The 22,460-nt window shown below is 66.3% G+C and carries 19 protein-coding genes; 12 read left to right on the top strand and 7 right to left on the bottom strand.

Annotated features, from left to right (window positions below; genetic code table 11):
• The first annotated feature begins 38 nt into the window (after positions 1 to 38).
• Positions 39 to 2,186 (top strand): hypothetical protein, encoded by a 2,148-nt coding sequence (locus IPM18_16160; protein MBK9121116.1) that lies wholly within the window; start codon positions 39 to 41, stop codon positions 2,184 to 2,186.
• The gene (locus IPM18_16155; GenBank protein MBK9121115.1) at positions 2,074 to 3,414 is read left to right on the top strand and encodes a mechanosensitive ion channel family protein; all 1,341 of its coding nucleotides are present in this window, start codon (positions 2,074 to 2,076) and stop codon (positions 3,412 to 3,414) included. The genes IPM18_16160 and IPM18_16155 overlap by 113 nt, the downstream gene beginning before the upstream one ends.
• Before the next feature lie 70 nt (positions 3,415 to 3,484).
• Here the strand turns inward: IPM18_16155 and IPM18_16150 are convergent, their stop codons facing one another.
• The 3 genes from IPM18_16150 to IPM18_16140 all read right to left on the bottom strand — a co-directional run bounded on the left by IPM18_16150 (position 3,485) and on the right by IPM18_16140 (position 6,145).
• Positions 3,485 to 4,276 (bottom strand): sugar phosphate isomerase/epimerase, encoded by a 792-nt coding sequence (locus IPM18_16150; protein MBK9121114.1) that lies wholly within the window; start codon positions 4,274 to 4,276, stop codon positions 3,485 to 3,487.
• Positions 4,277 to 4,338: 62 nt separating this feature from the next.
• Positions 4,339 to 4,716: a 6-carboxytetrahydropterin synthase gene (locus IPM18_16145; protein MBK9121113.1), complete on the bottom strand. Its 378-nt coding sequence runs from the start codon at positions 4,714 to 4,716 to the stop codon at positions 4,339 to 4,341.
• Between the two features lie 319 nt (positions 4,717 to 5,035).
• Positions 5,036 to 6,145: a methionine adenosyltransferase gene (locus IPM18_16140; GenBank protein ID MBK9121112.1), complete on the bottom strand. Its 1,110-nt coding sequence runs from the start codon at positions 6,143 to 6,145 to the stop codon at positions 5,036 to 5,038.
• Between the two features lie 265 nt (positions 6,146 to 6,410).
• Here IPM18_16140 and IPM18_16135 point away from each other — a divergent pair, with 265 nt between their 5' ends.
• A complete protein-coding gene (locus IPM18_16135) occupies positions 6,411 to 7,313 on the top strand; it encodes a cation transporter (GenBank protein MBK9121111.1) in 903 nt (300 codons plus the stop codon).
• A gap of 103 nt (positions 7,314 to 7,416) precedes the next feature.
• Here the strand turns inward: IPM18_16135 and IPM18_16130 are convergent, their stop codons facing one another.
• Positions 7,417 to 7,758, bottom strand: coding sequence for a co-chaperone GroES (locus tag IPM18_16130; GenBank protein ID MBK9121110.1), 342 nt, complete (start codon positions 7,756 to 7,758; stop codon positions 7,417 to 7,419).
• A 122-nt stretch (positions 7,759 to 7,880) separates the two neighbouring features.
• Between IPM18_16130 and larB the strand changes: the two genes are divergently transcribed.
• The 4 genes from larB to IPM18_16110 all read left to right on the top strand — a co-directional run bounded on the left by larB (position 7,881) and on the right by IPM18_16110 (position 11,477).
• Complete coding sequence (gene larB, locus IPM18_16125; GenBank protein ID MBK9121109.1) at positions 7,881 to 8,684, top strand: nickel pincer cofactor biosynthesis protein LarB; 804 nt, start codon at positions 7,881 to 7,883, stop codon at positions 8,682 to 8,684.
• A gap of 30 nt (positions 8,685 to 8,714) precedes the next feature.
• Complete coding sequence (locus IPM18_16120) at positions 8,715 to 9,647, top strand: NAD(P)H-hydrate dehydratase (GenBank protein ID MBK9121108.1); 933 nt, start codon at positions 8,715 to 8,717, stop codon at positions 9,645 to 9,647.
• A 273-nt stretch (positions 9,648 to 9,920) separates the two neighbouring features.
• Positions 9,921 to 10,244: a hypothetical protein gene (locus tag IPM18_16115; protein MBK9121107.1), complete on the top strand. Its 324-nt coding sequence runs from the start codon at positions 9,921 to 9,923 to the stop codon at positions 10,242 to 10,244.
• Between the two features lie 135 nt (positions 10,245 to 10,379).
• Positions 10,380 to 11,477 (top strand): glycosyltransferase, encoded by a 1,098-nt coding sequence (locus IPM18_16110; GenBank protein ID MBK9121106.1) that lies wholly within the window; start codon positions 10,380 to 10,382, stop codon positions 11,475 to 11,477.
• Positions 11,478 to 11,607: 130 nt separating this feature from the next.
• On the opposite strand, the gene IPM18_16105 is transcribed toward IPM18_16110, so the two are convergent.
• Genes IPM18_16105 through IPM18_16095 form a run of 3 tightly spaced genes read right to left on the bottom strand, consistent with a single transcriptional unit; the run spans position 11,608 to position 13,180 of the window.
• Positions 11,608 to 12,279, bottom strand: a complete 672-nt coding sequence (locus tag IPM18_16105) for a histidine phosphatase family protein (protein ID MBK9121105.1) — start codon at positions 12,277 to 12,279, stop codon at positions 11,608 to 11,610.
• Entirely contained in the window at positions 12,276 to 12,986 is a 711-nt protein-coding gene (locus tag IPM18_16100; protein ID MBK9121104.1) for a hypothetical protein, read from the bottom strand. The genes IPM18_16105 and IPM18_16100 overlap by 4 nt, the downstream gene beginning before the upstream one ends.
• Entirely contained in the window at positions 12,986 to 13,180 is a 195-nt protein-coding gene (locus IPM18_16095; protein ID MBK9121103.1) for a hypothetical protein, read from the bottom strand. The genes IPM18_16100 and IPM18_16095 overlap by 1 nt, the downstream gene beginning before the upstream one ends.
• Positions 13,181 to 13,680: 500 nt before the next feature.
• On the opposite strand from IPM18_16095, the gene IPM18_16090 reads away from it, so the two are divergent.
• The 5 genes from IPM18_16090 to IPM18_16070 all read left to right on the top strand — a co-directional run bounded on the left by IPM18_16090 (position 13,681) and on the right by IPM18_16070 (position 22,297).
• The gene (locus tag IPM18_16090) at positions 13,681 to 14,238 is read left to right on the top strand and encodes a hypothetical protein (protein ID MBK9121102.1); all 558 of its coding nucleotides are present in this window, start codon (positions 13,681 to 13,683) and stop codon (positions 14,236 to 14,238) included.
• Between the two features lie 65 nt (positions 14,239 to 14,303).
• A complete protein-coding gene (locus IPM18_16085) occupies positions 14,304 to 15,968 on the top strand; it encodes a gamma-glutamyltransferase family protein (GenBank protein ID MBK9121101.1) in 1,665 nt (554 codons plus the stop codon).
• 135 nt (positions 15,969 to 16,103) lie between these two features.
• Positions 16,104 to 17,426, top strand: a complete 1,323-nt coding sequence (locus tag IPM18_16080; GenBank protein ID MBK9121100.1) for an efflux RND transporter periplasmic adaptor subunit — start codon at positions 16,104 to 16,106, stop codon at positions 17,424 to 17,426.
• Positions 17,423 to 20,806: an efflux RND transporter permease subunit gene (locus tag IPM18_16075; GenBank protein MBK9121099.1), complete on the top strand. Its 3,384-nt coding sequence runs from the start codon at positions 17,423 to 17,425 to the stop codon at positions 20,804 to 20,806. Before IPM18_16080 ends, IPM18_16075 begins: the two co-directional genes overlap by 4 nt.
• A 180-nt stretch (positions 20,807 to 20,986) precedes the next feature.
• On the top strand, positions 20,987 to 22,297 hold the full coding sequence (locus IPM18_16070; protein ID MBK9121098.1) for a hypothetical protein: 1,311 nt from the start codon (positions 20,987 to 20,989) through the stop codon (positions 22,295 to 22,297).
• The last annotated feature ends 163 nt before the right edge of the window (positions 22,298 to 22,460 follow it).

The raw sequence follows: 22,460 nt of genomic DNA, 5'->3' as shown, positions 1-22,460 counted from the left end.
AGCGCGCACCGCCGCTATCATCTGGGTTGGATGGGGGTATGAAAGAGCAGGTGATGATGCGGTTCGTGGTTGCGGGGTGCAGGTACATCGGCAAGTGGGGGACTCATGGTTGGCTGGTGACTCTGGTCGCGGGGGTGTGCCTGCTGAGCGCGGCGCGTGCGCAGGAACCACCGCCGCCACCGACTGACCAGGAGCCCGCCACCGCAACCGCCGGCGCGGCTCCGCTGATCATCCCGCCCGCGTCCACACAGGCCGCCACGCTGCTGCGGCAGGTCCCGCAGGGACCGGGCGACCTCCCGGCGCGGGTGGAACTCGCCGAAGCACGACTGACGGTACTGGCACCCACAACCCAGCCGGCCGAGTCACCCGAAGCACCGGATGCGGCCCTGCGGGCGGACGCGTTGGCGCTATATGACGCCTGGCAGAATTACCTGGGGCGCGTGCAGCGCGCGGCGGGGTTGTACACAGCGCTCGAAGAGCTGGGCAGCCCCGCACAAGTGGAATTGCTTTCGGCGGAACTTGTGCAGATCGAGGCCCAGGCGCTGGAACTGGCGGCGGCCCTGCCGATCGAGGAGTTGCGGGCCGTCACCGCGGCCGACGTGGAGGCGTTGCGGCAGCGCGTGCAGGGTATCGAAACGGCGCGGGGGATTCTGGCGGATGAACAGGCGCGCCGTGCTGCGCAACTCGCCGGGGGTTTCGCACAGCGGCGGGCGCAGCTCGAAGCCGAGCTGCGCGCCCTGCGGCAAGAGCACGAAGCGGCCGTACAGCAGCCGGAGGCGGAGGCGGCCGTGACGACCGCACCGGCAACCGAGTCGCTGGGGGAGCGGCGGCTGCGCGTGCTCATCGGCGCGCTCGAGCTCGCGCTGCACAACATCGCTCTGGATGAGCGGCACACCGAGCTGTTACAGCGCCGGGATGAGCGCCGGCTGACGGTCCAGCGTGAGCTGCTGACCGCGGCCCAGGCCCGCCTGGCACAACTCACCGAAGAACTCGGACGTTCACAACTTGAACGGCTCGAGCTGGAGCGCCAGGCCACGACACGACCGTTCGAGCGGGCGCTGCTGGATACCGAGGTCTTCGTCGAGCGCGTGCTGCAGCGCTACTTCACCGGTCCGGAGCGCGTCCAAACACTCCAGAGATATGCTGCCGACACGCGCGCCGATCGCCTGATCGAGCGGATCAACACCGCGCGCGCTGCCTGGGAACGCATCGTTGACACGCTCGACTATCGCTCCAGCGAGGAAACCCGCACGCTCTACCTGCGCAGCGAAGCGGACCAGATCGACATTACCCGCCGCGCGACCGAACTGCGCCGCGCGCAGGTGGAACTGCTCACCCTCCAACAGAGCATGCAGACCGCACGCGATCGCGCGTTGCTGCGTTTCGTGGAACTGGCGGCGGCGGTCGAAGTAGAAGCATTGGGTACCGATGCCGTGGAGCGCACGCGCCTCGATGCCCAGCTCGCGGAACTCCGGGCCCGGTTCGCGGAAGCCATGTCCGCCGCATTGACGCCGGCGGGCCCGGTGCTCGACCGCTTGATCACCGCGCTGGAACGCGCGGATGAGCATCTCTCCTACCTTGAAACCGTGAACCTGTCGCTGTTCTGGCGGCGCATCGGTAGTCGCGATGCGGGCGTATTGCGCACCGACTGGTGGCGCGCCGGCACCGAATTGCGGGCCGTCGTCGCCGCGTTTGGACCACCCGCGGCGGTCCTCGCTGCGGCCGAAGCCGACCTGGACGCCACGCTTTTCGGCGGCAACGATGATGAAGGCCGTGCCCGGACGCTGCTGGCCGCGCTCGCCGCACCCCTGCGGGTTCCGGGGAGTGCGGTCTGGACCTGGGGCCCCGCGCTGCTCGCGCTGAGTGTCGTGTGCGGAATCGTTCTGACGGTTCTCGCACGTCGTCGTGGCGTCGTACTGGCACGTCACATCGAAGCGGATTACCTTCGTCCGCGGCCCACCGACGGCGAATCCGCACCTCCGCCAGCCAGCGGTCTCAGCGACCGCATCAATCTGCTCGGCTGGAACATGCTGGGTGATCTCGCGATCGTGGTGCTGGTGACGGGCGCTGCTCGTGCTCGTCTGGCAGGCGTATCCGGAAGGGCGGGCCCGCCTCGTGGCCGCCGCGCTGCTGGGGCTCGCAGCCGCAGCACCGCTGGCAATCCGCCTTGTGCATCACCTTTTTGAGGACAACAGCCCCGCCCACCGGCCATTGCCGTGTTCAGACCTTGTGGCACAGCACTACCGCTGGTGGCTCGGCACCATCATCTTCTATTCCGCCTGCGTGCTGGCGGTGCCGCTCGCGCTGGATGTGGGCGGCTTCGCCCTGACACTGCGCAACGCGAGTTACGAGGTCTTCAAGACCGGTCTGCTGGTGCTGCTGCTGCTGTTCCTGCTGCCCAAGCAACGCGTGCTGGGAGTGTTCGATGCCTGGCAGGGCCAGTGGGTCGCGGCGTTCGCGGTGCTGTTGTACCCGGTGGTCACGCTGGTCGTGGTCGCGTTGCTCGCGCTCCAGGTGGTCGGCTTTGGAGCACTGGCAACCTACATCGGCTTTGGGATTCTGGTGACGGGCCTGCTGTTGATCGTCGCTCTGACCGTGTCCGAATACGTGGTCGACCTGCTCGACCATTACGCCGAAAGGGAACCGCGGACACGGGTGAACACCGCCGCTCCCCTGGCGCATTCGACGGGCACGGAGCGCGACGGCGAACCGGAGGATCCCGTCCTGGCCGAGAGTCGTTCGCGGTATGTGCTGGCGCTCTTGCGCGCCGCCGTCCGGCTGGCGTTACTGGCGACCTTCCTGGTGGGATTCCTGTGGATCTGGAATATCCGCCTCCCACGTGAGTGGCTCGACCTGCGCATGCTGGGAACGGGCGCTCTGGTCCTGATCGCGGCGCTGGTACTGGACCGGCTGGCGTATGCGGCGCTTTTTGCGCTGCACCGCGGCGGGCGTCTGCCGGAGAGCATCGTCAATCTCCTGCGCCGCTGGCTGCGGGGCGTCTTGACGGTGCTCGCAGCGCTCAGTTTCATCGCCCTGTCGGGCTGGCGCATCGACAGCATCTGGACGCTGCTGACGACCGTGGTCGCGATGATCGCCGTGGCCTTTGTGGCGGTCTGGAGTATTCTCAGCAACCTGCTGGCCACCATCGTGATCCTGATCTGGCGGCCGTTCAACATCGGCGAGCAGGTGGAAATTCTCCCCGAGGGGCTGCAGGGCCGCGTGGTGGACATCAATTTCATGTACACCGTTCTGCAGGGCGAAGGCGGCACCCGGATGTCCGTGCCCAACAACCTCTTCGCACAGAAGTTCATCCGCCGCAAGACGCTGCGCGGCGTGCCGGTTCGGACGCTGGCAGAGCAGATCGAGAGTAAAGCGGCGCTGGGTGAGGACACGGCGGCGCCACCGGCGCGCTGACCGGACGGGACACGATACCCCCCGCGCCGGCCGGCGGATTGCCCGGCTGGCGCAACACCGCGCCCGGCCGTCAGGCCCCCCAGCGCGTGCGCAGCCGTTCGGCCGACCAGAGGCAGACGTCCCAGAGGTTGGCGAGTGGCTGGCGCGTGTAGGGCAAGGCCGGCATGTAGCCCGGCGGGCCGTACTCCGGTGTGAAGGTCAGCTCGACGGCCTGACGCTGCTGGTGCGCAGCGCGAATGCGATCCCAGAACTCCTCGTGTCGTGCCACGTAGTGTGCTACCTCGGGCGCCCGTGGATCCGCCACCTGCGGTCCTTCTTCCCAGCCGACACGCCCGTGCACATGCACGGCCCGCTCGCAGGTCAATTGCACCCAGTCCTCCATGTCCTTCAGCAGCGACTCGCACACGCAACACCAGTGGCTGAAATCTGCACAGACCCGCAAGCGCGGGAATCGCTCCAGGTAGCGGGCCGTGGCCCACGGCGCGTAGAGCAGCCGGTGGCGGTGGGTTTCGTGTGCGATCGGAATCCCGAGATCCTCCTCGAGCGCCAGGGCCGCTTCGAAAAAGTCACAACCCTCCTCGAAAGTCATTTTGTCCCGGCCGCTGTGCATCGTGATTTTGACAGGGCCGTAGGCGCGGACCTTCTGCACCTCGGCCGCAATCTCTCCGGGCGTCAGCGGGAACACCATGGCGATGTACTCGAGCCCCAGTTCACCGCACCAGTCGCGCCACGCCGCCGGGTCGGCCTGGGGTGCCGACCACTCGATGCCGTCGTACCCGGCACCCCGAATGCGCGCCAGGTCCGCCTGTGTGGCATGCCCCTCGGCGTCACCCCACAGTCCCTTGAAGATCTTGAGCTGCATGCTGCTCCCTTGCTTCTTGCCTTGCTTGTGGCGCAGCAACCCTGCGCCACCGCAGGGTTTGTTCAGCGCTCGCCCGGCGGATAGTAGCGCGCCACGCAGCCCGGCGCCTCGACGACGGCCACGCATGTCAGCCGAGCCCCGTGACCTGCGAAGCCCACGAGTTGCTCGGCTACATACAGGGCGACATGCTCCGCCGACGGGGAATGGTTACGGAAGACGCGAACATGATTGAGATTCTGCTCGTGCAGGACGCTCAGAATCTCGTCCATCCGCTGCGCAAGCGGCACGAAATCGACCAGCAGGCCGGTCGCATCGAGCGCGGGCCCCGCATAGGTCACCGTCACCTCCCAAACGTGCTCGTGCAACTCTTCGAGGGTGCCGTCCGGGTAGCGAAGCTGGTGAGTCGCCACGAAGGTCCGGGTCACGCTGACATCGTACATGTTCGGAACACCTCCACACGCATGATGCCGACAGCGCCGCGCGGGGACAAGGGGACGGTTGGAGCGGCGTGGGGCTGGAAATGGCACGCGAACCACGAGCCGGCACCCCTCCCGGTGCACTGCGTGCTCGGGACGAATCCGGCCGACAGGGGAAGACCACCGGGGGGAATTGCTGCAATGTGCTTGTTGAGCGTATGCGCAGCGATCCCACTACTCCGTTCCACCAGGCGGAACGATCCGGTGAAGGGCGCCATTCAACGGAACTTGACCCGCTCCCCCAACCCCTCCCTGCACGGGCGGGGTGCGCGGGGGCGAAGTTCTAGAGCCCTGCAGCTTTGCGCAGCGCCGCGGCCTTGTCGGTCTTCTCCCAGGTGAAGTTCGGGAGTTCGCGACCGAAGTGGCCATGCCGGGCGGTGTCGCGGTAAATCGGGCGGCGCAAGTCGAGGTGTTCGATAATTCCACGGGGCGTCAGCGGGAAGAATTCCCGCACCAGTTCCGCGATTTTGCGCTCGTCGATCTTCGCGGTACCTTCGGTGGTGACGAACACACTGGTCGGGTCCGCGACCCCGATGGCGTAGGAGAGCTGGAGCTCACAGACGTCGGCGAGCCCGGCCGAAACAATGTTCTTCGCGATGTAGCGCGCCATGTAGGCCGCCGAGCGATCCACCTTGGTGGGATCCTTGCCCGAAAAGGCCCCACCCCCATGGCGCCCGCGACCGCCGTACGTATCAACAATGATCTTGCGGCCCGTCAGGCCACAATCGCCGTGCGGGCCGCCAATCTCGAAGCGGCCGGTGGGGTTCACATGCACCTTGACCTGCGAGTTCCACCAGTCGCCAAGAACCGGCTTGATGAGCTTCTCGGTGATCTCACCGCCGAGTTGCTTCTGGCGGTCGTTCCAGGTGGGCTCGTGCTGCGTCGAGAGCACGACGGTATCCACGCGGACGGGTTTGCCGTCGGCGTACTCGATCGTGACCTGGCTCTTCGCATCGGGTCGCAGGCCGGTAATGACGTTTTCGCGGCGAATGTGGACGTGCGTCTCGACCAGGCGGTGCGCCAAGCGAATCGCGAGCGGCATGAGCTCCGGCGTTTCGCGGCAGGCGAAGCCGAACATCATGCCCTGGTCTCCGGCACCGTCGCGATCGACACCCATGGCGATGTCCGGCGACTGCCGCTTGATCGAACTCAGTACGGCGCAGGAAATGTAGTCGAAGGCCATGTCGGCCGAGGTGTATCCGATTTCATGGACGGTCTCCCGGACCACATCGGGGATCTCGACGTACGCCTGGGTCGTGACCTCACCGGCAACCACAACCATGCCGGTGGAAACGAGCGTCTCGACCGCGACCCGCGAGTACGGATCCTGCGCCAGCATCGCATCGAGAATCGCGTCGGAGATTTGATCCGCCACCTTATCCGGGTGCCCCATGCTCACGGATTCGGACGTGAACAGGTGCTGATCTCGCTGGGCTGCCAAGTTGGGCTCCTTCTCTGCGGCTTTTTCCGGGGAATCCGGCACATCCCCCACCGGCTCAAGTCGACCATGCTAGCTTGCCGGAGGGACGCCGACAAGGTTATCGTGCCTCGTGGGTGTGGCTTCCGCGTTCCTGCCTCCAACATACCGGGCAGGCCGCCCTACCGAACACCTGAGACCGCCCAAGGCCTGTAACCGACCGGAACCGGTCGCGGATGCGATGAATTCGTCCGACACCCCATTTCGCGACGGTGCTGCCGCTTCGGTACTGGCGTTGCTCGTCAACGCCTGCCTCGGTACGGGCAAACTCGTAGCCGGCATCCTGGGGAATTCATTCGCGCTGGTTGCCGACGCCGTGGAATCCCTGCTCGACTTGGTTTCCTCTGCCGTCGTGCTGCGCGGCCTGCACATTGCGGGACAGCCCGCTGACGACGACCACCCTTACGGCCACGGACGGGCTGAATCGCTCGCGGGACTGATCGTCGCACTGCTGGTGTTCGGCACGGGTGTGAGTATCGCAGTGGAATCGGTGCGCGGCTTGTTCAACGAGCGCCTGCCACCGGCGGGGTATACGCTGTTCGTGCTGCTGGGCGTGGTTGTGGTCAAGGAGGGTCTCTTCCGGTTTGTGCGGCGTGTCGGGCGAAAGATTGACAGCGGCTCGGTGGAGGCCGACGCGTGGCACCATCGCAGTGACGCCATCACTTCACTGGCGGCGGCGGTCGGCATTGCGGTGGCGCTGCTGGGCGGTCCGGCCTGGGCCCATGCGGACAACTGGGCCGCACTCGTCGCGGCCGGACTGATCCTCTTCAATGCCACGCGGCTCGTGCGGCGTCCCTTGCGTGAATTGATGGATACGCAGGCCCCGGAGATCGGCGCGGCGGCGCGGCTGGTCGCGCGCGCGGTCCCTGGTGTAGCGGACATCGAGAAAGTCTACGCCCGCAAAGTAGGGCTGCATTACCTGATCGACATGCATGTGGAGGTAGACGGCGAGATGTCCGTACGACATTCACACGAGGTAGCGCACGAGGTGGACCACGCCGTGCGCGCCGTGCTGCCACAGGTACGGCAAGTGCTGGTGCATGTGGAACCCCACCGGGCCGGGGAGCAGTCCACCGGGGATTGAGGGGTGCATGCCACCCGGGCAAATCGGCGCCCAAGGGGGGGAGCCCTTGGCGGTTTCGCGATCACCGAGCCCTCTGTTTCTCGCCCTACCCCCCTGCCCGGTCTCAGGCACTGCTGTCGGCGCCCGTGTCCTTCGGTCGCCGGAAAACCGCGACCACATCCTCCACAGGCACGACGAAGAGCCGGTTGTCACCCTCGAAGTCAACTGGAATCGCATTCTTCGGGTTGAACAGCACCTTATCGTACTGCGCAATCGGATAGTCCTCATCCCGCGCGACCTGCGCCGAGACGGCGACGACGCGGCCGGTAATGGTGGGAATCTCGATGTTCCCCGGCAGTTGTATACCGCCCTTGGTGGTTTTCTTGTCCTCGTCCTTGCGGATCAGCACGCGGGTGCCAATGGGCTCGACGGTCTCGATCACGGGCTTGCGACTGGTCTCGCGCATACGGCTCCTCTCGTGACGGCAGCGTACCGCTCGTATACTAGGCGCTGCCGCCGCGTGATGCGAGTTCTACAGCGCGCCCGGTACCCCAGGTGCCTGCGGCGCTCTACCGGAGTCCTGCCCCGATGCAACCCGCTGCCATCCGCACCCTGCTCGACCAGGTCGCCGCCGGCGATCTCGCGGTCGGCGAGGCACTGCGCCGACTTGAAACATTGCCCTTCGAACAACTCGACTACGCCTGTCTCGACCACCACCGCGCGCTGCGTTGCGGCTTCCCGGAGGTGATTTTCGGACAGGGTAAGACCGACGAACAACTCGCCGGAATCTTTGCCAAGCTGGCGATCACGGGGGCGAACGTCCTCGCTACACGGGTGGCGCCCTCTGCCGCCGAGCGGGTGCGCGTGGCCTACCCTGCTGCGGAATACCACGCCTTGGCACGAACATTGACACTGCGGCAGGCGGCCCACACCGCGGCAGTTGCTGCGCCGCCGGTGGCGGTCGTTTGTGCCGGCAGCAGCGACCTGCCCGTGGCCGAGGAAGCCCGCGTGACGCTGGAGATCATGGACCAGCCGACGCAGACCCTGTACGACGTCGGTGTAGCCGGCCTGCATCGCCTGCTGGCAAGATCAGGCGAATTGCGCGCCGCGCGGGTGCTCATCGTCGTGGCAGGCATGGAAGGTGCCCTGCCCAGTGTCGTAGGCGGACTGGTCAGCGCACCGGTGATTGCCGTGCCGACAAGCATCGGGTACGGCGCGAGTTTCGGCGGGCTTGCCGCACTGCTCGCGATGCTCAATACGTGCGCTTCGGGAGTGTCCGTTGTGAATATCGACAATGGCTTTGGGGCCGGTTATCAGGCCGCCCTGATCAACCGGTTGGCGACTGGCCGCCCACGGCCCTCCGGCGAGCCCGATTTCAGCCCCCCAACCTGAACGGATGCAAACTCCAGGCAAGGTGCACGCATGAACCTGCCCGAACCGATTGCGACGATCCCGGGCCTGCCGGCGCGCCACCTGCAAACCCACAAGGGACAGACGGGCCATGTCGCACTCTTCGTCGGCAGCCCCGGGTTGTCGGGGGCCGCGGTGCTCAGCGGCCTCGGAGCGTTGCGCGGGGGCGCGGGGCTCGTACGCCTCTACTGCCCGGCCACCATCCAACCGCCGGTGGCTGCGGCCGAGCCCAGTCTGATGGTGATCGGGCTGCCGGACGACGATCCCACTGCGGCACTCGTCGCAGCCGGTGATCCCTGGTCACATGTCCTGGCGGCGGGGCCCGGCTGCGGGCAATCGCCCGGGTTCGTTGCCTTTGTCAGGGGCCTATGGAAACAAACTCGGCCGGCGCAGCCACTCGTCCTCGACGCCGATGGGCTCAACGCACTCGCACTTGTGATCTCTGGCGAAGAATGCGAGGAGTGGGAGCGCGCCCGCGCGGCGCGGACCGGCCTCACGACCGTACTCACACCACACCCCGGTGAACTTGCGCGCCTGCAGGTGGCAGCAGGTCAACCCCCCTTGCACGACAGCAGCGATGAAGCGCGCTGCCGCGCGGCGTACGACCTCGCGGGCATGCTCGGCGCCGTCATCGTGCTGAAAGGCCACCGCACAGTCGTGGCTTCCGCGGATCATCTCTTCATCAACACCACCGGCAATCCGGGCATGGCGACGGGGGGCATGGGTGACGTGCTCACCGGGCTGATCGCCGCCCTGCTCGGGCAGGGACTCTCGGGCTTCGACGCCGCCTGCCTCGGCGTCTACGTACACGGCCTCGCCGCGGACTACTGTGCCCGTCAGATCGGCCCGCGTGGTTACCTCGCACGCGAGGTCGCCGCCAGCATCCCGGCGGCGCTGGAGGAAGCCACACGGCCACGGATCGGATTCGGCGGGCGTGGTTCCTGATCCGTTGCGTGCACTCTGCACAATACGCGGCATGACCCTTGCATCACAGCGGATTTCCGCCAGAACTAGCGGTGCAACTCCGCGACACTTCCGACACTTTCCAACGCGCGCTTCCTGAAACCTGCCGTCCTCACCGTAAGTCTACTGTAGTAGCCACCGCCGGCCATGCAGCCGCGCAGGAAGTTGGTCGCTTGACGTTCAATGGTCGCACCCTCCAGACCCGAGTTCGCATCGTGGGTGTGTGAGTGTGCGGCATCTGCAGGAGGAATGATCGTGTCTGGTAGTACAATTTGTGGTGCACTCGCCGTGGCGGGTTTGGTTTTCTCATTCACAGCGGGTTATGTCGCGGCGGTCGATCGCTGGTACGAGATGGAATTACTGCGCCTGGCGCAGCCGAGCGCTACGCGCCCTGCCGGAGTCAGCTCGAGCCCCCAGCTAAGGGTTCCAGCGATCGTCATGAGACCGATTCTCGAAGGGCTGCCTTCAGAACGCGGCGCGCATTGGTTCACGCAACCACTCGGCTGGCAACCTGCCTGGGAATCAACGGCGGCATCGTCTGACGAACCGAAGTCCGCAGGGGCCGCCCTCCTGATCTGAGTAAAGCACCGGTGCGAATCAAGGGCCGGCGACCGGAAATACAGAGCGGCGTTACCCGCAGGGCTTGTACGACCGGCCCTTCGCACATCCCAGGTGTCTGCCACTACACTCTCAGGCATGTCGGTCCCTTCGCCCATGCGCGTCGTGCTGCTGGTGACCGACCTGCAGCCCGGTGGTACGCCGTTGCGCATCGCACGGTTGGCGCGCGGGCTGCGCGCCGCCGGTGACGAAGTGCATGTCGGATGCCTGGCGGCCGCCGGTGACGTATCACAAGAACTTGTCTCCGACGGTGTTCCGACCTTCGCCTGCGGCGCGCGCGGCTGGTGGGACCTCGTCGCGTTCAGCCGCCTCGCTGCGCACTTGCGCCGCATTCGGCCGACCCTCGTGCATGCGACCCTGTTCCACGCGAACGTCGCGGCGCGGTTGGTCGGCCGGCGCCTGGGACTGCCCGTACTCGGCAGCACGGCGACGATCGAGGTCGAGCGCCATTGGCATCGCGTGGTCGAGCGGTTGACGATTCGCTGGGAAGGCGGCCACCTCGTCACGAGTCGGGCGCTCCAGCAGCACGTGGTAGCCGCATTCGGCGTGGCCGCTGCGCGGGTACACGTCATTCCGCCCTCGCTCGATCCACCGCCGCACCGTACGGAGCGCAGTGCCGCGCGCCGTGCGCTGGGGTTGCCGAGCGACGCTTTCATCCTGGGCTGGGCCGGACGGTTCGACCCGGTCAAGCGACTCGAGCGACTGCTGGACTTCGTGGCTGCGAGCAGTTCAGACACGCACGCGCTGCTCGTCGGAGCTGGGCCCGAGTCGGCGCGTATCGCTGCCGCGCGCACCGCCCGGGGCCTCGCCGCCCGCGTACATCTCGTCGGTTGGCAGTCCAACAGCGCCGCGGCACTCAGCGCTGCCGACGTGTTCGTGCTGCCTTCGCGAACGGAGGGGTTGCCGAACGCTTTGCTCGAAGCGCTGGCCATCGGGCTGCCTGTGATTGCAAGCGAACTGCCGGCGCTGCGCGAACTGCGCGCGGACGGCGCCCCGCTCGAACTTGTGCCACCTGAATCCTCGACGGCCGCGTGGCTCGCCGCCTGGGCGCCCCTGCGTTCCGACCCCAACTTGTCCGCGGCGCGCGGCAACGCCGCGGCGGCCTGGGCGGCGGAGAACCTGCGGCCCGAGCGCACCATCGCCGCGCTGCGCGCCGTATATGCCAGCGTGGTGGAGCGCACTGCCGGGGTATGACCGGCGGTGGACCATGCGAGAATCAGCCCCCCGTCACTACTCTCAGAGCGGTGTTCCGAAGTATACACCCGGCCGAATGCATGCCCCCTTGGTCGCCGTTTACCCGCTGCCTGGTATTCCCCTACCGGACTCACCCTCCCAGCAACGCAAGCCAATTCGGTCGCGTCACCAACAGGTTCGCACCACTGCCTGCCACTGGCCGAGGCAGGCGCATCTGTCTGCGGCCATGCATGGCCTGCAATACCCGCGGTGTTGGTTGGAAGCGCTCGCGGGCCGTGACGCTGTCGGAGTGGATAGTCAGCTCGAAAACCGAAGCCATGCCGATCTCGAAGCGGTCGCCGCTCGACAACTCAAGCGTTTCTGGCACACCGGCACGGTGCCACGGCACATGCGGCAGATAGAGCGCCGAGCGCAACAGTGCGAGGATCGGCGATGCGTGGCTCACGACCACCGCGCAAGTTTCCATCGTTCGAAGCCAATGTATCAGCCAGCGTGTGAGACGCACGCCCACCGAGGAGAGCGTCTCCGTGCGCTGCCACTCACCGATCTCGGTCGAGGTCTGCGGTGTAAGACCCAACGCCCGCCCGAGGGGTTCGGCGGTTTGCTGCGCACGCGTCAGTGGCGACACGAACAGCGCCTGAGGGCGCGGCCAACAAGTCGCTAGGAACGCGGCCGCCTGGTGGGCCTGGTCCCAGCCCGTCTCGGAAAGGACGGGGCCGGGAAGTATGTCTCCGGCCTTCCGCGCACGGTAGTCCGGCAGTCCGTGGCGTACCAACAGCAGGTGACGCGCCGCAGGTGTCATGGCTGCTCCGCGGCGCCAGCAGGGGGCGGCGCGGCCCGGGACCGGGCCTCTGCGGTGGATAGCAACTGCACACCGCGCCGCAGTCGAGCACGGGCCTTCTCCAGCAGCAAGTCGGGATTACGCTGCAGATCGGAGCGCGCGAGTTGCCCGGTGGCAAGCTCACGTTGCAGCAGATCAAGCCCGGTGCCCAATTCCTGAAACGCCTCCGCAAAAGCCGGAGCCCCCGGGCTCTCGGGGATGAAGAACCAGCGCTCCTGCACCTGACGAAACGTAATGCGCTGCACGGGCAATTGGTCGTCGACAAGATACGATACCGTCGCGGTGCCATCGCGGAGGTGGGCCTCATCCAGTACGCGTACACGGGTACTGAACACCGCCAGGTCCGGACCGACATAGGGGCGTAAGTCGGCCACCAGGTATCCCTGATCCACGTCATGGGCGGCCCCCGGCCCTAGGTTTTCGCGCAACCAGCGCGTCAGCTTTGCATTGGCATCCTGAAGTCGGTCGACGGCCTGAACAAACGCCAACACCTCGTCGGCGGCTTCCGGTCCCAAGTGCTCGCGGACCTGCGCATACATCCGCCGTTCGCGCGCTGCGAGCAGCGCCATCAGCACCTCGCGTGGCCCCATTTCCGCTTTACCAACCGCCGTAACCGGCGGTCGGGCCTCGCAGCCGGCTAGCCCGATCAGTGCCAGGGTAAGCCACATCACATTTGTTCGTCGGTTGGCTTTCGACCCGCCGAAGTGCTTTGGCATGCGGGATTCCGCCACTTGCTGTGCAGGTGCATCGCCGCCAATACCAACATCAGCGCGGCCGGCGCGGCCCAGCACCAGTGCTGTTGCCAGATCTCGAACGTGAGCCAGACCGCCGCCGCGATCAGCAGAAACAGGGCCCAGGCCATGTTCCACTCCTGCCGTTCCCGGTCCGGTCAAGCGCCGGTGCTCCGGCAGGGTGCCTGAAAGGGGACTTGAGCGGTCCATTGTGCGTTGTGAATCTGCCCTTAAGTCGATCGTGCAAAATCATTTAGAGAGAAGGTAGCAACTCCCGGTGGAGATCGCGACCTACTTTTCGAAAAAAATCCGAGGGGCCGATAAGTTTTGGTTGACAGGACGTGAGCAACAGGTAAAGTACGCACGCTTCTTTCCCCTCCGGAGAGCACCGGGCTGCCGCACGGCACTCGGTGCCCTCTTTATTATGGGATGTTGCCGCATGTGGGGGGCCGCAACTTGGGTGTGTCGCCAGCTCGCTTCAAACCGTGCTGCAAAGGTCGGCACACCCCGCCTCAAACGATATACTCCCGCACGAGCGCCAGTCAGTCGGTAGCCGAGCGCGGGCCGAAGTCTCGTATGGGGCGTGCAACCAGCGACAAAAGTCGGTGGGTGCGCCCGGCAGGTCAGAGCCATGAACCTGAAGCTGCCACCGCTTTCCTGTGCCTTATGCACAGGCGCACTCGATCCATTGGAGCCGTTCTTCCGCGCCACGGGTGATTTCCTTTCGCCGCGTGATCCGCTCGCCAAGTACGCCAATTTACCGCTGCACTGGTCCTGCTATGCTGATTGGTCGGAGCGGCCACGCTTCGCGCAGTCATACGTACAGGCGTGGGTGGTCGCGAACCGGCGGAACCCGTTCTGGTGGACGGCCTGCGCCGACGACCAGATTTTCATCTCCGTCAACCCGGAACCCCCGGTCGAAGAGGCAGCGGTGCGCCTCATGACCGTTGGGAGCGACATTCGCGTCCCCCTCGTACAATGGAAGGAGTGGCTCCGCGATCCGCAGTGCATCACGCCGAATCTGCAACCCGTAGAAGTGGAAACACTCCAGACACTCCTGCCACGCCTCCGTGAACGCTTCCCCGATGATCACGCCGTCGTGCAGGCGATCGATCCGGAAGAGAAAGCGCGTTCGGCCCGCGGGGGAGCCCGGCAGCGACGCGCCGCCGGCACCGAAGACGAGCAGTAGCGCTTGATTACTCTTCCGGTCGCACCAACACCCCCGGCCTGTGGCCGGTTGCGGAGGATGCGTCCATGACGGGTTCTTATTGTCCGTGGGGGGTGAGGCCGGCTACACGCAGCGTAGTCCTCGCGCGCCGTGGCATGGCCGCAACCAGCCAGCCCCTGGCGACCCAGACCGCACTGCGGCTGCTGCAAGCCGGGGGGTCAGCGGTTGATGCAGCCATCGGGGCCAATGCGGTGCTGGGATTGGTCGAGCCCACGAGCTGCGGGATCGGTGGAGATCTCTTCGCGCTGGTCTGGGAAGGGGCTGCCCGGCGTCTGCACGGTCTCAATGCGAGTGGTCGCGCCCCGCGCGCGCTGACGATCGACGTGTGCCGAGCGCAGCGGCTGACGGCCATTCCACCGCACGGACCGCTGCCTGTGAGTGTACCGGGCTGTGTAGCTGGGTGGGCGGAATTGCACGCGCGTTTCGGTCGGCTGTCCTGGTCCGATGTGCTGGCGCCGGCCATCGCTTATGCCCGCGAGGGGTTCCCCGTCACCGAGGTAATCGCGCGGGATTGGGAGCACGGCGGGCGAATTCTTGGTGCACTGCCGGGATTCGCAGAGACGTTTTTACCGAAGGGGCGCGCACCGCGCTGCGGCGAGGTCTTTACCAACCCCGGCCTCGCCGACACGCTGGCTACGATCGCAACGGCCGGTAGCGCTGCGTTCTATCGTGGTGAACTCGCGGCACGTCTCGGTACATTCTGCGCACGCGTGGGGGCGTACCTGGGAACGCACGATCTGGCCACGCACACTTCGACGTGGGTGACTCCGCACACGACCACCTTCCGTGGGTGCGAGATCTGGGCGCTGCCCCCCAACGGCCAAGGTCTCGCCGTGCTGCAGATGCTTAACCTTCTCGAACCTTACCCGCTTGGGAAGCTCGGTCACAACAGCTCCGCGTACCTGCATCTGTTGATCGAGGCGAAGAAGATCGCCTACGAAGATCGAGCACGCTACTACGCCGATCCAGATTTCGTCCGGGTGCCATGGGAGCGTCTGATCTCGAAGGGTTATGCGGAGGAGCGCCGCAAACTGCTCGGTGAGCGCGCCAGCCGGGCGCTGCCGCCGGGGGAAATCGCCGTTACCGCGGCCGACGCACACCTGCGCGACAGTGATACGGCCTACCTTGCAACGGCCGACGATGCCGGGAACATGGTCTCCCTCATCCAGAGTAACTACCGCGGGTTCGGCTCCGGTTTGTGTCCCGACGGCATGGGTTTTTGCCTCCAGAATCGCGGCGAACTCTTTGCGCTGGACGAGCGGCATCCGAATGTCCTCGCACCCGGCAAACGCCCGTTCCACACGATCATCCCCGGTTTCGTGACGCGCCACGGCGAAGCATGGCTGTGCTTCGGCGTCATGGGCGGCGACATGCAGCCACAGGGACAGGTGCAAATCCTTTGTAACCTGCTCGAACATGGCATGGACTTGCAGGCGGCGGGGGACTCCGCCCGCTGTCATCACTCCGGCTCGTCGACGCCGACCGGTGAGACCATGACGGACGGCGGCAGCGTGGCGCTTGAAGCGGGCGTGGCAGCACCCGTGCGCCATGAACTTGAGGGGCGCGGGCACGTACTGGTCGAGCGCCCCGGCGTGTTCGGCGGGTATCAGGCGATTCTGCGCGACGCCGTAACCGGGGTGCTGCATGGGGCGACAGAATCGCGGAAGGACGGTCAGGCCGCCGGCTACTGACCCCATCCGGTGTGCCGCATCCGCCGATGTCGAAGCCGCCTACCGGCTGGTTGTCGATTGGCGGAGGGGCTCCTAGAATCCCGCGTCGAGCCCGCCCGAACGTCCGCCCACCGGCGGGGCATGGAATTGCGCACCATGAGTAGAACAACCGGTCGTCGGCCCCATTCCCTCGGGGTGCTTCTCGTCTGTGCCGCGGGTCTGTCTGTGGCCAGCGCCCAGCAGCGCCCGCCCACGATGGTCGCCGTAACCACGGTGCAAGAGCGTACGATCCCGCCGTCCCTGCGGCTGGTCGGTTCCATTCGGCCGGATCGAGCGGTGGTCGTCGCGTCGGAAGTCTCCGGCGTGGTCGCCGCGTTCGAGGCGGAAGAGGGGCAGTATCTGCAGGCGGGGGACGTGCTGTGCCGGCTGGATGACGCCGTCGCCGAGTACCGTCTGCAAGAAGCCGAGGCCACGCTCCAGGCGCTCTCTGCGGAGCTCGAGGAACTTGAAAACGGGGAGCGGCCCGAGGACCTCGCCCGGCTGGAGGCCGTGGTGGCCGAAGTGGAAGCACTGTTGAGGAAAGCGGAGTTCGACCTGGAGCGGTTGCGCGGGCTTCATGAACGGCAGCAGTCCAGCTTCAAAGAGTTTTTCGACGCCGAGATGGATTATCTCGCCAATCGTGGGCGGCTCGCCCAGGCCCGCGCACAACTCGATCGAGCCCGCAATGGTACGCGTCCCGAGGTCCTGGCCCGCGCGCGGCAGGCCGTGGCCGCCCAGAAGGCCGTCGTAGCACGGCTGCAGCGCGAGTACGATCGCACGGTCGTACGGGCCCCCTTCGCCGGCGCCGTCGTGTCGAAGCGCACCGATACCGGCGAGTGGCTCGGCGAGGGCGGCGCCGTGTGCGAGTTCATTGCGCTCGACACGGTGAAGGTGCGCGTGGATGTGCCGGAGAGCGCCATCATGTTCGCACAGCGCGGAGCCCCGGCCACGGTCGAAGTCGAGGCGCTGCGCAAGTCCCTCGCGGCGCAGATCAGCCGCATCATCCCGCAGGCATCCCCGGCAGCGCGCACCTTCCCGGTCGAGGTCGACCTGCCAAACACGGACAGAACCCTGCTGCCGGGGATGTTCGTCTGGACCTACGTGCCGTCCGGCCCCAGCGCGACGCGCCTGATGGTGAATAAGGATGCCATCGTCGCGGACCCGACCGGCAAGCGCGTCATGCTTGTAAGGCCCGGTCCGGAGGGCCAGGCGATTGCCAGCCCCCTCCCGGTCACCACAGGGCTTGAGATCGGTGGCGAGATTGAAGTGCAGGGTACCGGCTTGCAGGCGGGTGACGTGGTCGTGGCCCGGGCCAACGAGCGCCTGATCCCGGGTCCCGTCATTCCGCGCCCGATGGAGGAGATCCTGCCGCAACAACTGCCCGGCGCGCGCTCGGCCGGTGAGCCGGCCACGTCCAACCAGGGAGCGGATCGTTCGTGAGCATCATCCAGTTCTGCATCGCACGGCCGGTCGCGGTCTCGGTCGGTGTTCTTTACATCGTGTTGTTCGGCGTGCTGGCGTTGTTCAACATTCCGGTGCAACTCACACCCAACGTCGACATTCCGGTAATCAAGGTCGAGACCCGCTGGACCGGTGCCACGCCGCAGGAAGTCGAACGCGAAGTGGTGGAGCGCCAGGAGGAGCAACTCCGCAGTGTGCAGGGGCTGCGCGAGATGCGCAGCTCGTCGTTCGACAACCGCGCCGAGATCGAACTGGAGTTCTACAACGACGTGAACAAGGACACCGCGCTGCGCGACGTCACCGACAAGCTGCGGCAAGTGTCCGGCTATCCGCTCGAGGTCGAGCAGCCCACTGTGGTCGCCACGGATGCGGCGGCGGATTCACCCATCGCCTGGCTGGTGCTGTACACCCGGGACGGCTCGGACGTCGACACTCCCAAGCTGCGTGACTTCGCCGAGGATTACATCAAGCCGTATCTCGACCGCGTGCCGGGCGTCGGGTCGACGGACGTCTTCGGTGGGCGCGAGCGCGAGATCGAAATCTTCGTGGATTCCGGCGCGCTTGCGACGCGCGGGCTCACCTTCCAGCAGCTCGACGCCGCCCTGCGGCAGCAGAACATCAACCGCTCCGCCGGCACGATGGCCCAGGGCAAGCTGGATTACTCGGTACGCACCGTCGGCCAGTACGAGGACCTCGACCAGATCCTGAACACGGTCGTGGCCTACACCCCCGGCGGGCCGGTCTACGTACGCGACGTCGCGCAGGTCCAGAGCGGGTTCAAGAAGCAGCTCGGCTTCGTCCGCAACAAGGGCCAATACGTGCTCGCGTTTCCCGTGCGGCGCGAGGTGGGGGCGAACGTGATCGAAGTCATGCGGGGTCTGCGGAGCGCCATTGAGCGCGTCAATACCGACGTGCTGCAGGCCCGCGGCTTATCCATGGAACTCGTGCAGGTCTACGACGAAACCGTCTATATCGACCAGGCCATCGCGATGGTGCGCAACAACATCGTGGTCGGCGGCCTGCTGGCGATCGGCGTGCTCTTGCTGTTCCTGCGCAACTGGCGCGCGACGGCCGTCGTGGCGATCGCCATTCCGGTCTCGGTCATCGGCACCTTCCTGCTGGTGGCGTCCTTCGGTCGCACCATGAACGTCATCATGCTCGCAGGCATGGCGTTCGCCGTCGGCATGGTGGTGGACAATGCGATCGTGGTGCTCGAGAACATCTACCGCCATTTCCAGATGGGCAAGCGGGCGATCGAGGCGGCTTACGAGGGGACCCGGGAAGTCTGGGGCGCGGTCGTTGCCAGCACGCTCACCACCATCGCAGTTTTCGTCCCGGTGATCTTTGTGCGGGAGGAGGCCGGCCAGCTCTTCCTCGACATCTCCATCGCCACCGTGGCCGCCGTCGGGCTCTCGCTCGTCATCTCCCTGACGGTCATCCCGACGCTGGCCACACGGCTGCTGGCGATCGGTCGGCGCCCCACCGCGGCCGCCCTACCCGCGGACGCACAGCGCAGCGCTGTGTCCGGCGGGGTCAGTCGTACAGCGGCGTGGGTGGGTGCCCGCATTGGCGGTCTCCAGGGGCGGCCCATCTGGCGCGGGCTGGTCGTGGGGGTGATGGTGATGCTGTGCGTCGTGCTGGTGCCGTTCTTCGTCCCGCCCACCAGCTACCTGCCGCAGGGCAACCGCAACCTGATCTTCGGGTTCATGATCACGCCGCCAGGTTACAGCGTGGACGAGTTCCGCCGCATGGCCTTGATGGTCGAAGACCGCATTCATCGCTACTGGGAAGTCGCGCCCGGCTCGCCGGAGAAAGCCGAGCTCGATCGGGAGTGGCGGGCCGAGGTCGAAGCCCGGGTCGCAGGACAGCCGTTACCATCGCTGTGGCAGGGGCTCGGCGCCTATCTGCAGGCACGGCGCGACCGCAATGAGCAGCTCACTCCACCGCCGCTGATCCAGAATTTCTTTTTCGTCGTGCGCGGCACGGGCTGCTTCATGGGCGCTGCGAGCCAGGACGATGCGGTCGTGCGACCGCTCGCGAACCTGCTGCGATCGGCGGGCGCGCGGATTCCGGGCGTCATCCCGATCTTCAACCAGGCCTCGATCTTCCGAATCGCGGGCGGCAACAATGTCCAGATCCAGGTGCGCGGCGACGACCTGGATCGCGTGCGCGAAGCCGCGACTGCGCTGCAAATGGAGTTGTTGAACGAACTCAAGGTCTTTCCACGGGCGACACCGGCGAACTTCGATCTGGGGCGCCCCGAGCTGCAAATCTTTCCGGATCGCGAGCGGGCCGCGGATGTCGGCCTCAATGCCCGGGATGTCGGGTTCATCCTGTCGGCGTGCGTGGAAGGGGCGTACGTGGGCGACTACCGCTTCGCCGGCGGGGATACGGTCGACATCCGCCTGAAGGTGCAGGGTCAGATCGACCGGCCCACCCAGGCCCTGCGCGACGTGCCGATCGCGACACCACTGGCGGGTATCGTGCCGCTCGGGTCCGTGGTGCGGCTGGTGGACACGACGGCTTTGGAGACGATCTACCGGGTGGAACGGCAGCGCGCGGTAACGCTGGAAGTGACACCCCCGGAGTCGCTTGCGCTCGAGGAGGTGCTCACGAAGATCCGCGATGGAATCCTGCCGAAGCTGCGTGAGACGGAGCGCATTCACCCAAGCGTGATCGTGCAATTCACGGGCAACGCGGACAAACTGCAGACCGCCCGCGAGACGATGGTCGGGGCCTGGACAGGGCCGAATCTCAAGACGCTGCTGAACATCGTCTCCAGCCGCTTTTTTCTTTCCCTGCTGATCGTGTACCTGCTGATGGCGGCATTGTACGAGAGTTGGGTGTATCCCTTCGTGATCATGTTCAGCGTGCCGCTGGCGATCCTGGGGGGCTTCCTCGGGTTGTCACTGGCCCACTGGGGAACGCTGCTGACTACCAGCCAGCCGGTGCAGCAACTCGATGTGGTGACCTTCCTCGGGTTCGTGATCCTGGTCGGCATCGTCGTGAACAACGCGATTCTGCTGGTGGACCAGGCGCTCCAGAACTGGCGCCTGCACGGCATGGCGCAACGCGACGCAATCCGCGCGGCCGTCAGCGCCCGCCTGCGCCCGATCTTCATGACCAGTCTGACCACGATCGCGGGGCAGTTGCCGCTGGCGTTGTGGCCAGGGGCGGGCAGCGAGCTGTATCGAGGGCTGGCCTCGGTGATGGTGGTGGGCCTGCTGGTGAGTTCCATCGGGACACTGGTACTGGTGCCGAGCGTGCTCGGCATCGTGTTCGACACGCAAGGGTGGCTGGCGCGGCTGTGGCGCGGCGGCGCAGCTCCAGCACCGGCCACGACGACGCGGGAACCGTAGTCGTAGCGGCTCGGACGCCAGGGGGGGCCGCCACCGCACCACGCGTGGGGGCTGCGCCGTGCATTCTCCGCGCCGGCGCCGCACCACCCGGAGTTCTGCTAAAATGCCGCCCGGACACCGTGGCCGCGTCGTGGCGGCGAAGTGCCCGCCGGGGGTCAGGTTGCAGCGGAGGAGCGCGTGATGCGGTTCAGTTGTTTCGTCCTCACCCTCACGATCGTACTTGCCTGGCATGCCGCGGACCTCACCACCGCCCAGACCACGGCCCCGGCGGAGGCCACCCGCGCCGCGGCGCGGAAGCTGCCCCCCCCGCCCGGATTGGGGGACGACCTTTCCGTCTGGCCTAACCGGGTCAGCTACCGTAATTCCGATCCGTGGCTCATCGAACACCACGACCGCATCCGCGTGCTGAAGCCGCGCCTGCTCGTGCTCAACTTTTCAAATGACCGCGACCCGGCCTGGATTCAGCAGCGCACCGAGGAAACGATCCGCGCGCTGGCCGAGTCCTCCCGCTACCACGGTTTCAGGAACCCCGACGCACCGGCTTTCCTGCAGTACGAGGTGGTGAAGTACGTCGATCTGCGTGACATGCCGATCCCGGAGGGGCGCGCGGCACGCAACAGTGCGAAGTATCCCCGTGGTCCGCGCCAGAACACGCTCTACGCACCGTTTTACAGCCCGGAGTTCGCGCGGCACTACGGCTTCGTCGACCCGGAGCAGCCCGACCGCCACCTCGACCTGCACGAGCTCATCCACGCCGGCCTCGTGCATGAACTCTGGTTCTACGGGGTGCATGACGACGAGGGCGCGGCGTTCGAAAGCGTCGAATTCAAGCAGTATTACGACGAGGCGTTCAAGCCGCTCCCGGAACGGTTTGGCCGCAGCGGCAACGGCCACCCGCGTGACATGCCCTGGTCCGGACGGAGCTTTCGCATCTCGTGGTTCAATACGAACCGTGGGCTGGGCTGCGCGCTGGAGAACTTCGGCCATGCGTTGGAAGGCACGGCGAACGCGAACGCGATTCCGTACTTCAAGAAGTACTTCGACGAATTCGCGGAGTTCAACCTGAATACGCGGTTTCCGGAGTTCCCGGTGGACCGGCTGTACGCCGTCGGCCCGGACGACAAGATCGAGTATCCGACTCCGACCACGCTCGTGATGCACAAGGACGGCAAGACCCATACGATCGAGAACTACGTCGCGATGGGCGGCAACGTGCATTTCCCGCCGGGGGCGCGCAACCATTACGACCTGGTGAGCCCCTATACCGTACAGACGACCATCGAGAACTGGCGACTGCGCAACGGTCCGGATGGCCAGGACCGGGTGCACGAATTCGAGCGGGCACGTTTTGAGGCGTATCACGAACTCGCGCCGGACTGCATGGGCCGCTGGCTGGTTTATTGGCGGCAGTGCATGCCCGGACTGGATAATCCGTGCCGCGACGACGACGGCAAGCCCATGAAGAACTGGTGGGTGTTCCTGTTCTATTAAAAGCGGAAGGTCGCGTGTCACCGGCGCACCCGCCCTATGGGGCTGCTTGACCGCGGTCCCGGAGAGCGCAAGAATCCAGTCCATCGTACCGTTGCCGATCCTGATCCCGGCCCTGGCCGGCGCCCGCGCGTGGGGTGTCCGGGCCGGGCCCGCCAGCGAGGTG

The organism is Phycisphaerales bacterium (genome assembly GCA_016716475.1).
In the GTDB taxonomy this organism is placed as follows: Bacteria; Planctomycetota; Phycisphaerae; order UBA1845; family Fen-1342; genus JADJWG01.
The sequence above is the reverse complement of the archived record's forward strand: the minus strand, read 5'-3'. Positions and strand labels throughout refer to the sequence as shown.